This window comes from Stieleria tagensis, from assembly GCF_024129865.1.
GTDB classification, from domain to species: domain Bacteria; phylum Planctomycetota; class Planctomycetia; order Pirellulales; family Pirellulaceae; genus Stieleria; species Stieleria tagensis.
On record NZ_JAMYFE010000081.1, the window covers coordinates 39,074 to 55,574 of the forward strand.

At 56.4% G+C, this 16,501-nt stretch carries 11 protein-coding genes and 1 tRNA gene; 7 read left to right on the forward strand and 5 right to left on the reverse strand.

Annotated features, from left to right (window positions below):
- Positions 1–126 precede the first annotated feature (126 nt).
- Positions 127–199 (reverse strand) — tRNA-Glu (locus NHH03_RS19255).
- Positions 200–500: 301 nt separating this feature from the next.
- On the opposite strand from NHH03_RS19255, the gene NHH03_RS19260 reads away from it, so the two are divergent.
- From NHH03_RS19260 to dapA, 6 genes are all read left to right on the forward strand, one after another.
- On the forward strand, positions 501–734 hold the full coding sequence (locus NHH03_RS19260; protein ID WP_253158668.1) for a DUF4339 domain-containing protein: 234 nt from the start codon (positions 501–503) through the stop codon (positions 732–734).
- 16 nt (positions 735–750) lie between these two features.
- Entirely contained in the window at positions 751–2,943 is a 2,193-nt protein-coding gene (locus NHH03_RS19265; protein ID WP_253158670.1) for a DUF4129 domain-containing protein, read from the forward strand.
- Positions 2,944–3,043: 100 nt separating this feature from the next.
- On the forward strand, positions 3,044–5,410 hold the full coding sequence (locus tag NHH03_RS19270; RefSeq protein WP_253158672.1) for a hypothetical protein: 2,367 nt from the start codon (positions 3,044–3,046) through the stop codon (positions 5,408–5,410).
- A 46-nt stretch (positions 5,411–5,456) separates the two neighbouring features.
- Positions 5,457–6,383 (forward strand): ABC transporter ATP-binding protein, encoded by a 927-nt coding sequence (locus NHH03_RS19275; protein ID WP_253158674.1) that lies wholly within the window; start codon positions 5,457–5,459, stop codon positions 6,381–6,383.
- Between the two features lie 44 nt (positions 6,384–6,427).
- On the forward strand, positions 6,428–8,821 hold the full coding sequence (locus tag NHH03_RS19280; protein ID WP_253158676.1) for a hypothetical protein: 2,394 nt from the start codon (positions 6,428–6,430) through the stop codon (positions 8,819–8,821).
- Between the two features lie 85 nt (positions 8,822–8,906).
- On the forward strand, positions 8,907–9,812 hold the full coding sequence (dapA, locus tag NHH03_RS19285) for a 4-hydroxy-tetrahydrodipicolinate synthase (protein ID WP_253158678.1): 906 nt from the start codon (positions 8,907–8,909) through the stop codon (positions 9,810–9,812).
- On the opposite strand, the gene NHH03_RS19290 is transcribed toward dapA, so the two are convergent.
- The 4 genes from NHH03_RS19290 to NHH03_RS19305 form a co-directional block, all read right to left on the reverse strand.
- A complete protein-coding gene (locus tag NHH03_RS19290) occupies positions 9,813–11,405 on the reverse strand; it encodes a Ppx/GppA phosphatase family protein (protein ID WP_253158680.1) in 1,593 nt (530 codons plus the stop codon).
- A complete protein-coding gene (locus tag NHH03_RS19295; RefSeq protein WP_253158681.1) occupies positions 11,398–12,408 on the reverse strand; it encodes an AAA family ATPase in 1,011 nt (336 codons plus the stop codon). Before NHH03_RS19295 ends, NHH03_RS19290 begins: the two co-directional genes overlap by 8 nt.
- A gap of 37 nt (positions 12,409–12,445) precedes the next feature.
- A complete protein-coding gene (locus tag NHH03_RS19300) occupies positions 12,446–13,357 on the reverse strand; it encodes a lipase family protein (RefSeq protein WP_253158683.1) in 912 nt (303 codons plus the stop codon).
- A gap of 117 nt (positions 13,358–13,474) precedes the next feature.
- On the reverse strand, positions 13,475–14,497 hold the full coding sequence (locus NHH03_RS19305) for an AAA family ATPase (protein WP_253158685.1): 1,023 nt from the start codon (positions 14,495–14,497) through the stop codon (positions 13,475–13,477).
- 223 nt (positions 14,498–14,720) lie between these two features.
- Between NHH03_RS19305 and NHH03_RS19310 the strand changes: the two genes are divergently transcribed.
- Complete coding sequence (locus NHH03_RS19310) at positions 14,721–16,433, forward strand: ABC1 kinase family protein (RefSeq protein ID WP_253158687.1); 1,713 nt, start codon at positions 14,721–14,723, stop codon at positions 16,431–16,433.
- Positions 16,434–16,501: the final 68 nt, after the last annotated feature.

Below are 16,501 nucleotides of genomic sequence, written 5' to 3' on the forward strand. Positions count from 1 at the left end.
CACTTGCGGTTCCAGATTATCCCATGGTTCCGCAGAGCTCGTCAAACAAAATTAGCGAGCAATTCAAGGATCACGCGCTGAAAATAGCGAATTTCTAGAGAAACCTTGCCAAAATGCCCGAGCCAGTACCCCCTGCCCGATTCGAACGAGCGTTTCCAGGCGGAAAGCCTGATGTCCTGGGCCGCTAGACGAAGGGGGCCGATTGCCAAACTATACCGCTCGCTTTCCGATTCGCCATTGCCCCGCCCCCGAAACAGCTCCTCGGAGGGGGTTCACCGTCCGAATCACGGCGTTTGCAGTCGCGAAAACGCAGTTTGCGCCAGAATCCCGACCGATTGAGAGCGCATCGCGGTTTGGGTGTACGCTAAGATAAACTTACAGTGGAGCTATCCGCCGTTAGGTTTCTTGCAAGCCTTGCGGTCGATCCTAGCGGGCACGCCAGCAATTGGATCGGTGACTCTCCACGAATGTTTCACCCCGAGTGAGAAGGTGGAGATCGAATGTCTACACAATGGTTTTATATCGCCAGCGGGTGGTTGAGAAAGTCAAAACGAATCGGCCCACTTTCGGACGCCGAGCTACTGCTGCAGATTGACAAAGGGCAAATCGAGCCGGAGACGCTTGTGCAGAGCTCCAAAACACGCAATAAGTGGATTCCGATGAGCAAGATCGGGCCCGCGATGGAGCACTGGAAACGAGCTCATCCGGAATCGACCGAATCAACGGCCAAGTAGCCTCGCGAATTGTCTCTTGAAAAGCCGCCCCGAAACCGCTGATTATGCTGCCGTGGGTGTCGGCCCGGTGCTGATTTTTTTGATGATCAGCAGTTTGGCGAACTTCTTTGTGATGCTGTTTTATGATGGCAACTACCACGATCGGGTTTTCTACCTGATTCTGATGTACACCATGGGCGCTGTCGCGCTGGCACGCTTGGTGATCGAAGAAAACCGGGCGTATTCGGCCGGTTATGCGATCGGACTGGGCGCTGCGATGCTATTCGTGATGACCCGGTTTTTGGGCAACCCGGTTTTCACATTGGGTCTGATCGTATTGATTGGATACCTGGCCGACCGCATCGTGCATGACTGCACGTTGATCGACGAATCGGTCGATGCCAGCGGCGAAGGCCTGATCGACCGCGGACTCGATGAAGCCAGTGGGCTGCCGGACCGCGTCAACGCTGACCGCGTTGCTGAGGAGACGCCGTTGACCGACAAGGAACGCCGTCGACGCAGAAGTCACCAACCTGGACGCACCGTCTTTCTACTCGCACTCGCTGCGCTACCGTTGTTTGGTCTCGGCCAATTCATGCTCCAGGATAGCCCTCGTGTTTGGGCGCGTGCCCAGTTGATGCTGGGGCTGTATCTGTTCGCCAGTTTGTCCCTGTTGGTGACAACCAGCTTTTTGAACCTGCGACGCTACCTGCGTCAACGCGATGTCGACATGCCAACCAATGTCACCGTCGCTTGGCTCGCTGGCGGCGTGGCCATGATCGCTGCACTCCTGATTCTCGCCTTTCTGGCTCCGATGCCAGGCGCCGCCCTCGCCCACATTTCCGTTCCGAAATTCTTAACGACGGGCGAACAAAACGCCAGTTCAGTCGGCTGGGGCAACGAGGCTGCTGACAAATTTGAAGACGAATCCGCTGCCGAGACCGCCGGTGATAGCCAACCCAACGGCAAGCAGCAGAAGGGGACCGGAGGGAATGGGAAGCAGTCAGAGGAGGCGAAAGGACAACAACAGTCAGGACAACAACAGTCAGGACAACAACAGTCAGGACAACAACAGTCAGGACAACAACAGTCAGGACAACAACAGTCAGGACAACAACAGTCAGGACAACAACAGTCAGGACAACAACAGTCAGGACAACAACAGTCAGGACAACAACAGTCGGGACAACAACAGTCAGGACAACAACAGTCGGGTCAACAACTGTCAGGTCAACAACAGTCGGGACAACAACAGTCGGGACAACAACAGTCGGGACAACAACAGTCGGGACAACAACAGTCGGGACAACAACAGTCGGGACAACAACAGTCGGGACAACAACAGTCGGGTCAGCAACAGTCAGGACAGCAACAGTCGGGTCAGCAACAGTCGGAAAACGGAAAGAAGAAGGCAGACGCTGAGGCTAAATCGCTGGAGGAGGGTGAGCGGAAACAGGGGCAGAACGAATCAGATGCTGAAACGGATGACGATTCAAAGGGCGACGAAAAACAATCCGAGGACGATCAATCGGAGAGCGGCGAGAACGAATCGAAGCCTGGCGAATCGAAGGCCTCAGAGCAACAGTCGTCAAATCAAAGCGATTCCGGTTCAAAGTCTTCTACGAATTCCACTTCGCCGAGTTCCATGCCCTCGCTCGGTGGAGCCTTGGGGGCGCTAGGAAGCTTGCTGCGATTGTTGATGATTCTGGGTTTAATCGCCGTGGTCGGCTTTTACCTGTACCAAATACGTGAGCAGTTGCTGAATTGGTGGCAATCCTTATTTTCACGAGAGCCCGCAAATTCGCCGTCGGCCGCGCCGAGCGGAATCTCAGACCTTCAGCAAGCGCCGCCCAAGCCGTTTTCTGCGTTTACCAATCCCCTCGGTCGAGAAAAGGATCCGCGACGCTCGGTGTTGATCACGGTGCATGCCTTTGACGCGTGGGTGCGTGAACGTGGATGGCCGCGCCGGCCGGATGAAACACCGTCCGAATTCATCGATCGCTTGCGCGCAGCTGCCGCACGCAATAGCGACGCCAGCGCTCTGCTGCAGCCGGTTGAATCGGCGGCACGCAGTTTAGCGTTTGCTCATGATCGCATTGTCTATGGGCGTGGCAAAGCACGTCAGAGTGATTTGGATGCGGCAAAAAAACTGTGGCAACACATGACGGCTCGCAGTACCGCCGCAGCGCCCCCATCGCAGCCCAGCATGATCAGAACCGCCGGCAATTGAACCATCCACCGGCTTGATCCACCCCTTCCCCGCGAGCGTAGCGGATCGCATAAACTAGTGGCACGTTCTAGGTCTTTTCTTTTAATCGAAATTGTTCGGCATGCAGCGTCCCGCGTTTTTCTTGTTCGCATTGCTTTCGCTGCCGCTGATTGTCGGTTGTGAAGGTTGTCGTCAAACCGGACCTCAGGATTCCAGCGCCGACGACGAAGCACCGCGGCAAGCGTATTCGACCGAACCGGCCGTGGTTTTCCCGGCCGACCAGAGTGCAACCTTTGGTGCGGTGAAGCCCGGTCACTGGATGACCGCTGAGCAATCGATTCGCAGCAACAAAGGCGACATGCGAGGTGAATTGATCAGTCGATCGGCGGTATCGCTGCGAAACATGGACATGGAAACCAGCGATTCGATCGAAAGTTTGGATACGATTCGTCCGGTCGTTCTGCCCAAAGGCCAGATGCGGGGGTTCGATTTTCGCTTTCTTTGTCCGGTGCCTCGATCGGTGGAGACACGGCGGATCAATTTGGCCAGTCGCTTGCTACCGCGCAGCGGCGGTGTGTTGGACACCGGAGCACAACCGTTCACGGTGATGCGAGCCAGCGAATATTTCTTTGTGGTTTTGACCAACCGCCCCGACCGCTTCACGCGATTCCAAGTTGCCGATTGGTCGCGATCGTCCGAACAGAATTTAGACTTGGCGGTCCCCGATGTGAACTATCGGATCGTGGTCCCGAAAGCCGGCGAACTTCTGCCGCTGCCCGAAACGATGTTGGACATGACCAGCACCGCCGTGGTGTTCTGGGACGACCTATCCGAAGACGCGTTGACCCCGCTGCAACAGTCGGCGATCGCAGACTGGATTCGCTTTGGTGGGCGTTTGGTTGTCAACGGCCCGGCTGCCAGTGAAGCGATTGCCAATACGCTGCTGGCTGATTTATTGCCGCTGCTGCCGACCAGCAACATCGAACTCGATGGCCAAGCCGCGTCGGAACTGTTAACGAACTGGTCGGTGAAGACCGATCGCTCGTTGAAAAAGCAAATTCAGTACGTGCAATCGGGTAACAGTCGGATCGCCATCGATGGGCAACTTGATCCGAACGCCACCGCGGTCGAAAAAACAGCCTCCTTGGTTTTGCAGCGATCGGTCGGCCGCGGCCATGTGATTCAGCCACGATTCGATCTGACCGATGATTGGGTCGAAGGCTGGGATTCCTACGACAGTTTCGTCAATTGCGTGGTGCTGAATCGACCGCCGCGAAAGTACAGCCAGAATCAAGCCGTCGACCCGGAAGACGATGGGTATGCACCAGAGGAATTGGGGCTTGTGTTTACAGGCACCAAATCGAGTGCCGATGCCGCAGTCAACACCCAGTTTCGACTCGCGACGCGCGACTGGATTCTTGCAGCGGGAACTGATAACGATCGCAAGGTGAACAGCCCGTTTGACTCGTTTCATCGCATCGACGCCATCACTGGTCTTTCCAGTTGGAACGACAACAGCGACACGATCGCGTTGCTGCGACAAACCTTGACCAGCGAAGCCGGGATCGAAATTCCGGGTTCGGCGCTGGTGATCCGGTCGTTGGCAATCTACTTGATCGTGTTGGTGCCGATTAACTACATCGTCTTTCGTTTGATGAACCGTCTGGAATACGCTTGGTTTGCCGTCCCATTGATCGCCGTGCTGGGCGCAATTTGGGCCGCCCGCCAAGCCCGTTTGGACATCGGTTTTGCGCGCAGCAATACAGAACTGGCGGTCTTGGAAGCTCATGCCGGGTATCCCAGAGCCCATCTGACGCGTCTGGTCGGGATCTACAATTCACTGTCCAGTCGCTATGAATTGCAATTCGCTTCAGTCGATGGCATTGGATCGACCTTGAACAACGAAACCGACCCGGGCACCACCGTGCAGCCGCGATTGCGAGTGTCGTTTGAAGAGGGGCCGGCACTGGCCGACGTGGCCGTGCCCAGTAACCGAATGCGGTATGTGCACACCGAAGAAATCGTGGATTTGGGAGGTTCGTTTTTCTTTGACGGACAACAAACGTTGACTAGTGAATCCGATCTGGACCTGACCGATGGATTGGTGGTGCGCAAGACGGTCGACGGCGAGACCCAAGTGGCTTTGGTCGGTGGGCTCGCCGCCGGGGAAACAAAAACACTGGATTTTCGCAGTACCGAGCGGCTGATGGTCGCCACCGGATTGCCGATGCAGACGAGTCGATTGATCCGCCGCTTTGCCACGCCCGGATTGATTCCTGGTGGCAGCAGTCGATTGGTGGCCCGCATCGACGGGTCGCTAAAGGGTGTCCAGATCACGCCGACGGCCAGCCAACACGTCGCCCAGACCATCGCGATCATCCATCTCGAGCACGCCAAACTTCCACCGCCGGAATCCGATTTCAATTTGGTGAGCGATTTTCGCCGCGTCAATCAACTCGATTCGGAAACACCGTCCGATTCTCAATAACGCGGCCCGGTGCTGCTGCCCAAACGACTCCTTTTTTCAATCGCACATGATCACATTGACCGGATTCGGAAAAGACTACGGGGACTTCACCGCCGTCAAAGAATTGGATCTGCACATCGACGCCGGCGAAACGTTTGGGTTTATCGGTCCCAACGGAGCTGGAAAGAGCACGACGATTCGATTTTTAGCGACGCTGCTGCGGGCCAGCCGTGGTCGGGGCGAAGTCGCCGGATGTGATGTGATGGCAGACCCGGTGGGAGTCCGCCAAGCCGTCGGATACATGCCCGATAATTTTGGTGTCTATGACGGCATGCGGGTCTGGGAATTTCTAGACTTTTTCGCCGTTGCCTATCGGATCGGACGCAAAGACCGCAAACAGATCATTGACAACGTTCTGGAACTGCTTGATCTGACCCATAAACGCGACGATTTTGTCAATGCGCTTTCGCGGGGAATGAAACAGCGTTTGTGTTTGGCAAAAACCCTGGTGCACGACCCGCCGGTGTTGATCTTGGACGAACCGGCCAGCGGGCTCGATCCGCGTGCCCGAGTGGATGTGAAAGAGTTGCTGAAGGAACTGCGTCGGATGGGGAAAACCATTCTGATCAGCAGCCATATCCTGACCGAGCTGGCCGATTGTTGCACGTCGATCGGAATCATTGAACGCGGTCAGCTTTTGATGAGCGGGCCCATTGACACGGTGTATCGCCAGATTCGACGCAATCGACATGTCGAAATCCAATTTATCGAAAACGCTGAAGCCGGAATGTCGATCTTGCGCAGTAGCCCAAATTTACGATCCATCCAGCAGCAACCGATCGGAATCCTCGCCGAATTGGAAACCGATGACGAAGGATTGGCGACGTTGATGGAAACGATGATCGCCGAAGGAGTCCGACTGCGTTCCTTCAATGATCGCGCACCGACGCTGGAAGATGTCTTCATGACAGTGACCAAAGGCTTGGTGACGTGATTCGTCGGAGTGCGCCGATCGGATTTGTTTGCTTCGTAATCTTCATGACGCTATGGCCGACGCTTGCCGGCCGGCGAGTTGCGTTTCGCGATGTCAGTCATTTCTATTTGCCGCTGTACGACTATGTCGCCCAACGGACCGCCAACGAATGGCTGCCGATGTGGAATCCGCTGGATCACACCGGGATGCCGCTGGTCGGTGAATCGACCACCGCCGTGCTGTACCCGCTGCGCTATCTGGTCTATGCGTTTCCCCTAGAGAACGAAACCGCACTTAGCATCTATCTCGCTCTGCACGTGATCTTGGCCGCTGCGTCAGCCGCCTGGTTAGCCCGACGGGTTGGAATCGGAACGACCGGCGTGGTCACTGCCGCCTTGGTTTACTCGCTATCGGGCAGCGTGTTTTCGCTGTGTTGCAACCCACCGTTTTTAGTGGGTGCAGCCTGGTTGCCATTGGCGCTGGGCGCCTGCCTGGTCGGACAGGGCATGGCGGGACAGGGCTCGACCCGTCGTCGGATCGCATTGGCCGGATTTGCGTTTGCAATGATGGTGCTTGGCGGAGACCCGCAATCAGCGTTGCACTGCGTGATCGTCGTGATTGCCGTGTCGCTGTGTCGCGGTGTGGCCCGATGGGTTCGTCCCGCTGAGAGGTCGCTGGAATTTGTCGACTCGATGAAAGTCGCCGCGGCGGCATCGGTCTTGGCGCTGGGTCTGGCATCCATCCAGATCGCCGCCTCGCTGGATTGGAGTCGTCACAGTGACCGTGTCTTGGGTGGCCAGCATTCCACAGAGCGATACGATTTCTCACTTGCCCCCTGGCATGCCCTGGAGACGCTTTCGATGCGTCCGTTTGGGCATCCGTTTCCGATTAATCGTCAGCTATCGAAACTGATACCCGGGGACGGCAGGATGTGGACCCCCTCGATTTACGCCGGTCTGGTGGTTGGGCTGGCGTTGTTCTTTCGCCTCTTAGCCCCTCAGAATTATTTCTCCGATCCCTGGCTGTCCCTTGCCTTGGTCAGTTTGCTGTTGTGTTTTGGCCATTTTGGTGCGGTCTGGCTGCTACAACAAATTCCCACGCTACTGCCACAAACCGAAAGCGCAATCGGTGGCCCCTATTGGCTATTGTGTCAGATCGTGCCTGGCTACACCTCCTTTCGCTACCCGGTGAAATGGTTGCCCCTGTTTGCGATTGCCAGTTCGTTGGTGGCAGGCCAATGGATCGCTACGCCACGTGCTGGTCTGGAATGGAAAGGAGGATTGGGACTGTTAATTTTGTTTGTCGGTGGCTGCGGTGTGGCGCATTGGGGCGCCTCCCACGAGACACAATTTCGCAGCATCACGGCAGATGAGTACTGGGGGCCGCTTCAGATTCGTGACGGTTTTTTACTCTCGCGAATGTCATGGATGTGGTCGGGGCTGATGTTGGTCGGCTTGTTGGTCGCCCGTGGCGTTGCCGTTTCCCCACGACGCCGTGTCCGATCCATTGCCGTGGGCACGATCTGGTTGTTGATCGCAGCGGACGTCGGGATCAATGCTTACACGCTGTTGCCACGTGTCGACGTGAACCGGGAGCGACAATTGGCACATCAAGCCAGCCCGGCGCCGATCCACCCTTGGCGGACGCTACGCACCCAGTCCGGTTCCTGGCCTGATCCATGGAAAACAACTGCGTCACAACAGCGCGCGTTGGAGGTGGCGGCAAGTGAGCGGATGGCGTGGTTCGGCCGCTGGCACCTGGCAGAGCGTCGCGCGGTGTTCAACAGCATGGTCAGTATTCGTAGCAAAGCGATTGCGAGCTTTTGGCCGGCGGCCAATCAGTATTTGAAAGATCTAGATGCGTCGCAACAGCAAGCGTTTTGGGATTCCGTCTGTCGTTGGTTGGCGATCGACGGTGTGTCGCATGTCGATGGATCACGCGGCGTCGCGGCCCAAGGCCAAGTGATGGTGTATGTCGACCGCTGGATGAAAACCGGCCCGCGTCAACAGGTCCGCGTGTTTCGCGATTGGAAACGGGAAATCGAAATGCCGGCGCTGATTGAGTTGCTGGGCCAAACGCAATCGGTTCCCTTGCCCCACGTCAATGTGGCGGCTCCCCAGCAGGTCTCCACCGCGCCGCCGCAATTGCAGCTAGGGCCAGAGGGCCAGATCGACGTGAAAACTGACGTTCCCTGTTTGCTGGAACGCTGTTTTTTTCAGGATGGTCACTGGCAAGCCTCGTTAACATCCAACATTTCGGGACAACAAATCGATGCCGTGGTGCACCGGTCCAGCCATCTGAACCAGGCGGTTTTGCTGCCAGCGGGTGATTGGCGGGTGGAATTTTTCTACCGCCCATGGTGGCTTTGGCCCACGATTGGAATCAGTTTTTTCACCCTTGTGGTGTGGGTGGGAATGGTGCTTTTCCCGAACCACGGCGGCAATCCCGTTGTCCGGTGATTGTGTTTTTTCTCATCCCCGGTAGGCTTTTGGGTACGAGAGAGAGCCCTTTCAACGCTTCCATTCCCAATTCGAGAGAGCTGAAATGCCCCAGCGTCGTGGATCTGATTTTGCTGGTTTGTCGGTCGCCATCGTGACTCCGTTTGCCGACGGTGAAGTCGATTACGATCGGTTGAAACAGCAAATCGAGTTTCAAATCGAAGCGGGAACGCGGTGCATCGTCCCAGTCGGAACGACCGGAGAATCGCCGACGCTGACGCATGACGAACACGAACGTGTGATCGCCGAAACCATCCAGTGTGTTGCCGGACGTGTCAAAGTCATGGCCGGTACAGGCAGCAATAGCACCGCCGAAGCATTGCGATTGACAAAACGGGCCGCTAACGAGGGGGCCGATGCCACACTGCAGGTCGCTCCGTACTACAACAAGCCGACTCAAGAAGGTTTTTTCCAACACTTCAAAGCGGTTGCAGACGCGGTCGATATCCCGGTTTGTGTGTACAACATTCCCGGCCGAACCGGCAAGGAAATTGACGTCTCCACCATCCAACGACTGGCCGAATTGCCGGGCATCACGATGGTCAAAGAGGCCACCGGAAAACTGGATCAATGCTCTGCCATCGTCGGCACCACCGACCTGACCGTGTTGTGCGGCGATGACACCCTGACACTACCGATGATGAGTGTGGGTGCCGAAGGGGTTGTTTCCGTTGCCGGCAACCTTGTGCCAAGTGATCTGATCAAGATGGTCAACGCCGCCGCCGCAGGCGACTATGCCAAAGCCCAACAAATGCACCACCAACTGTTCGCACTCTGTTCGAACATGTTAGGGCTAGCGACCAACCCGATCCCGGTCAAAGCCGCGATGCGAATGGTCGGCCGAGACACCGGCGAATTGCGTTTGCCCATGACACCGTTGGACGAGGCATCCGAAGCCAAGCTGCAGCAAACGATTTTGGCATACGGATTGGCCAGCGCCGCAGCCGTCTAGTCAGCGTTCACCTGCGCGTAGGATCACGGATAATCCGTAGACGTCACGAAACAGCAACGCCTGCTGTTTCATCGCGATTTGTTCCAGAGAAACGTCGCGGACGCCCGGGACCTGAATGATCATGCGTTTGTGATCGATCAAGCACTCGATCTCGCGAATTCGGCTGGTCCGGGTGTCATCCAACGCGGTGGCCAATCGCAGGATGGCCGCAAGCTTGCCGACCATCACGCGGGTGTCGCGATCAAGTGACATGTATTCAGTATGCGTCGGCTGTGGCGCGGCCCGGCGGTAGTAGCGGGCGACCAAACCGACCTGCAGTAGTTCGGACTGTGATAGCCCGAACAGCTCGCTGTTTTTGATAATGTACAACGCGTGCTTGTGATGGCTGCGAACGTTGATTTGGATGCCGATCTCGTGCAACAGTGCCGCGACATACAGGATGACTTCGTGGCGGGTGTCCAGCTTGTGTTCGTTGCGCAGTTGGTCGAACAACTTTCGTGAGAGTTCGGCGACACTGCGGGCATGCATTTCATCAAAGTGGAACCGTCGCCCGAGCGACAGAGCCGAACGCACGATTTGATTGCGAAATTCCGCCGTCCAACTGCCACCAAGCGCGATGTCTTTTAACAGTCCGTCGCGGAGGTTGGTGTCACTGACATAAAGTTTGTCGATGTTAAAGTGCTTGGCGATCATCGAATAGGCCAGCAGCGCCGGCCCCATCGTCTGGGCTTCGACAAACGAGGCGCCATAGCGTTTGACAATTTCGTCATCGGCTAATTGGATCACCGAATCGGTCAGTCGGGTCAGATCGCTGGTCTTCAAAATGGCCAATTCACCGCTTTGCCAGTCGTCGACCAACAATCGTGTCGCCAATCGAATGTCACCCCCAACCGCAACCAAATTCAGCTTCGATTCGCTGCGCAGCAGATCACCCAATTGAGTGAGCGTGCGATTGATATGGTTCTCCATCAGCGCCCGTTCGCGTTCGACGCCGGCACGTGCCATATCGACGGCCTGCAACATTCGCAGCGAGCCTAGCCGGTACGAGTGACTGGCCAACACGTTGCCGCTGCGGACGACCAACGCTTCGGTGCTACCGCCGCCGATTTCCAGCACCATGGCTTTGCCGTCGGCCAGATCCGGATGGGCCAATAGCTGAGGCGTGATTCCCATGTACGTGATTCGATTGACTTCGGCTTCGTCGATCGGTTCGACATGCAGCCCGGTCACAGTGAACACGCGATCGGCAAATGCCAATCGGTTACTCGCCTCACGAACGGCGCTCGTGGCGACGACGCGGACGTCAGCGGTGCGATCGATACCATATTCATGCAACACACGTTGGTACTGTGTCAGCACGCTAGCAACACGCTCGATGCTTTTACGTGACAACCGTCGCGTTTCAAATGCTTCCTGCCCCAATTGAACGGGCTGAACCAGTTGATCCAAGGTCCGCACTTCACCGTTTTGGTGAATTTCGGCAATTGCCATGCGGATCGCCGTGGCGCCGATATCGATGACAGCCACACTTCGAGGCCCAGTGGCGGTGTTTACCTCGGGATGTGCTGCCTGCTTCACAACTGTGTCAGACATTAAAATCCTCGTCGTCCTGTTCGTCATCGTCGTCGCGATCGGGGTGCATTGGATCGTCGGCGTCGAAGAACAGGTCCGCCAAACCCAATGGAACAGCGTCGCCGCCCAGGGTCCTGCTCTTGCGTTGTGACAATTGTTCTAGATCGAACGCTTCGTCGCCCAAACATTTTTGTAGCGCTTCTTGCCAGGCCGAATCTCGGCTGACGGGATGATCCGGGTCTTGGGAGATCCGTTTCAGCGCGTATCGCAGCAAATTGATACCATCACGCGGCGAGAATTCTAGTTTCAGTTCGTGGGAACGCTGCAGAAACTCGACGGTCATCGCCAGCATTTCCGGTTCGGCAAACGGCAGGTGGTACTGCAGAATCGCCATCTCGTCTTGCTTGTTCGGAAACCCAACCGGCAGGGTCGGTTGCAGCCGACTCATAATGTAGTCTGGAATTTCGAATGTCGATTCGTCCTGATTCATCGTCACCGCCGCACGAAATTCAGGGTGTGCATCGATGGTGATTCCGGCAACGATCGATTCGACGTAGCGCCGGCTATCGAACAGCGGCGCGAGGGAAGCCCATGATTTTTCATTCATGCGGTTACCTTCATCCAACACGCAGACGCCACCGCGAATCATTGCCGTCACCAATGCCGATGCATGATAGGCGATCTGTCCATTTTGGCTTAGCACCGGTGTGACCAACAAATCTTCCGGCCGGGTATCAGCGGTGCACTGGTAAATGTACAGCGGTCGACCTTGCGCCTTGGCCGCAGCGATCGCCAGTTGGGTCTTGCCGACACCTGGCGCACCGACGATTCGTGGCGTCAGCGGCAAATCGGCTTCGTCCAATGAAATCCAGCATGCCAAAAGCTGTTGCAAGATCTCACTTTGGCCGATCCAGCGCCCCGGGTTCTCGTAGGGTTTGGCCAACTTCAAACGGATCGAATGGATATCGATATGAGTCGAATGCTCGTGATTGCCGTCACCGGCATCGGGCTTCGCGTCAGTCATAGGGAGTGTCACAGCCGTGGGGCTAGGGGAGGAGCAGTCATTCATCGGTGCCCGCATAAGCAGACGCCGGTTTCGCTTGACCGCCCGACTTGATGCGTTCCTCTTCATCACCGATGGCGATCAAGAGGGATTCGATATAGCGGTGAATGGAATGATCGGAAAAATGATCGATTTTCCAGCGTTTGAGACCACGTAGAAAGCCACGCCACTTGTCGCGACGCTTTGAAATGATTCCAAGTTTGCGGATCCGTCCGTTGCGATCAAAATAAACTTCCGCGCCGCTGTGTCGATAGCCCAGCAACGAAGGCGGGACACGGGTCACGATGTCATTGTTGTTTACAAAACGATAGTGGCTGAGTTTGACATGATTGATGTAGCGGTTGTCGCCGACACGAGGACTGCCGTAGGTGAACAGTGCCGCAGGTTCGCTGGGGATATGCGATAGGAAACAGCGGCCGGCCGCGATCGTCGCCATTGCACCTCCCAATGAATGTCCGCAAAAGTACAACTCATGCGAGTTGTCCAGCAACGCGGTTTCCACCATCGGCCACAGGTCGTCGACCTCTTGTTTAAATCCGCTGTGAACCCGTCCAACCGTTTCGGCAATCACGCTTCGCGCGTTGGCGTCGGCGCGAATGTCATTCCACTCGTTGGGCTCGGTGCCTCGAAACGCGATCACACAATCGTGCTGATTACGAAACCGATAGGCCTGGGATCCATCGCGGTCAAACATCGTGACGTCAGGGAAACCGGCGATGACCGCGGCTTTCGTGGCTTCGGCCTGGTCGTTGTACGAAATCATCGACAGTTCGGCGAACAATAGCGATCGACGAATGAAACTCAACTCGGCGATCGGTCCTGTGACCGCCGAATGAATGACCAACGGGACTTCACCCGGATCGTGCACGACATTGCCAGGCAACGTGTTTTTAGTGATGTCTTCGAGCACCCCTTCACCTCGCTCGCGAAGTCGGTCTTTGGTCGGTCATGATTGCATACAGCCTAGATCGCTCGGCACCACGTTGAACACCCCTGGACAGACGATCGTTGCCCGTCATTCCCTGGATCATGTCTGGACCGTCGGCACCGCAATTTCGCTGACGATGTCTTGCAGCACACTTTCGGTCGTGACTTTTCGAAGCCGGCTCTCGGGACGCAAGATTAAGCGATGATTCATGACCGGATCCAGCACACGTTTAATATCGTCCGGCGTGACATAGCTGCGACCTCGGATCGCGGCCATCGCCTGGCCACAACGAAACAAGGCGATCGTGGCCCGCGGGCTGCCGCCCAGCGCCAAGTCGCTGTTGTGACGGGTCTGGTCAATGATTTGCAGGAAATACTGCCGCACGCGTGGGTCCACATGGACTTTGCGAATCTCCCCTTGCGCGGCAATCAATTCCGCGGCTGACGAAACCGCCTGCAAAGAATCGACCGGATGGGTGTGTTGCAGTAATTCCAACATCCGCATCTCCTCGTCCAGCGAGGGGTACCCCAAACTAAAACGCATCAAAAATCGATCCAGCTGAGCTTCCGGCAGTGGAAACGTCCCCTCATGGTCGACCGGGTTTTGCGTGGCGATGACCAAAAACGGTTGCTCCAACCGGTGCGTGGTGCCGTCCACTGTGACACAGCCTTCGGCCATCGCCTCCAGCAGCGAAGCCTGGGTACGCGGCGTGGCCCGGTTGATTTCGTCCGCCAACAGGATCTGCGTGAATACCGGACCGGCACGGAATTCAAATTCAGCGTTCTTTTGATTAAAAATGGATGTGCCGGTGACGTCCGTGGGCAATAGATCGGGCGTGCACTGCACCCGTTTGAATTGGCAACCGATCGATTTGGCCAGCGCTCGTGCCAGCATCGTCTTGGCCACCCCGGGAACGTCTTCCAACAAAATGTGTCCCCCGCTCAGCCAGGCCACCAGCGACAACACCAGTTGCTTTCGTTTACCGACGATCGCGTGTTCAACATTGGCGATCACCCGCTTGGCCAGTTCCGAGACGGCTGCAACATCGGCAACTTGAGATCCACTGCGGGCCGCAGAGCCGGCAGCGGTGGATTGGTCAACGATTGGAGGTGCTTCGGTCATGAATGGGGTCAAATTGCAGAGGGTGGCAAGCGGGCAAGCGAAAGCACTGGGGTGCACCAAGGCCAAGGTTTCAGTTGACGTTTGACGCACCACTAGTCTAACCGATTCAATCCATCAAATCGGTGTGCCAGCTACCCCCGGCAAAGAAACGGGGAGCAGGAATTTTTTCCCTGCGAGCTACAATAGCATCATTGTTCCTGTTTTCGCTCTTGGCAGCCGCTGCATGAAATTCACCGCGATTCCACAACTGTATCGCAATCTACGGCGCTGGCAACAGATTCTGACGGTGCTTCGACGCTACGGGCTGGCGGATTGGTTGAGCCAGCATCGGAAGATGCCGTTTCGCGGATGGTTCAAAGACCACCGGGGCACCCCCCTGGCCGAATACACGCGCGAACAGCGGGTCCGCATGGCGTTGACGGAACTGGGGCCCACGTTCATCAAACTGGGGCAGATCCTGGCCGCCCGCCCCGATCTGGTCGGCACGAAACTCAGCGAAGAACTCAAAGGCCTACGGGCCAACGTGCGCCCCGATAGCATCGAAACCGTGCGGGCAACGTTGGCGCGTGAATTGGGGAAAGACTACCAATCTCACTTCAAAATGATCGACGCGACGCCGTTGGCAACTGCATCGATCGGTCAGGTCCACCGTGCCGTCTTGAATGACGACCGCGCGGTTGTGGTCAAAGTCCTGCGTGCGGGAATTGAAAAGACACTTAAGCAAGACATCGAGGTGCTCAGTGGGTTGGCCCAGCTGGCCGAACACGTCGATACGATTGCCGCCTGGCGTCCCAACGACGTGGTCCGACAACTGGCCCCAATCATCACCCGGGAACTGGATTTTAGCCGCGAACGCCAATCACTTGAACATTTCGTGGCATGGATCGCACAGCACCATAATGACGTCGTTGTGCCGGCGCCGGTCGCAGCATTGTGCACCCGGCATGTCTTGGTGATGGATGAATTGCAAGGGCGATCGCTGGCCGCCTGTTTGAATGAAGACGCCGATCCAGCGATTCGTTTGGATGAATCCAAACGCACGCAGCTAAGTGAGGCCATTGCCGACGTCTACTTGGCAATGATTTTCGAAGAAGGACTGTTTCACGCCGACCCTCACACAGGAAATCTGTTCTGTTTGGACGACGGTCGGTTGGGCATCCTGGATTTTGGAATGACCGGGCGGATCGATGAATCGCTGCGTGAAAACATCGAAGACATGATGGTGGCCATTTCCAGTGGAGACCAAAACCGATTGATTCGACTGATCCGGCGTGTCGGCGAAGCCCCACCGACGTTGGACGAGTCCGCGTTGGCGATCGATGTCGCTGATTTTGTCGGCACCTATGGAAGCCAATCGCTGGATCAATTTGATTTAACCGGTGCCCTCAACGCGCTGACCGAATTGTTGCACATGCATTCGATCAAGTTGCCCAACCAGTCCGCGCTGCTGCTGAAAATGCTGATCTCATTGGAAGGCACTCTGTCTGAATTGGGCGCCAGTTTTGACTCGATGAAAGTGATTCGGTCGCTGGCGCAAAAATCAATGTTGCGTCGACTTAGCCCGCAGCGGCGTCTTCGCCAAGCACGTCGGATCTACATGGAAGCAGAGAGCTTTCTTGAATCGGCACCGGATGAATTTGTGTCACTGATGCAAATGATGCGTCGCGGCGAAACCCGTCTGACACTCGAACACCAGCGATTGGGGGCACCGGTCAATCGATTGGTGCTGGGCGTGATGGCCAGCGCTGTTTTTGTCGGTTCGTCGCTATTGATGGCTCAGCGGGTTCCACCCACGTTTTCGTCCGCGTTTGGGATCGAGTTCGAACCGATCAGTCTGTTCGGCTTGCTGGGCGTGATCGGCGGTGTTTCGCTGATGTTTTGGTTGATGCTCGCAATCGCTCGCAGCGGGCAACTGACACGGCACACCGATGACTGATAAAGTATCGGTGTGCTGGATGCAACTTAACTTTCTTCGCCCCCCGAAACCCCTTCCCCATTATGCGC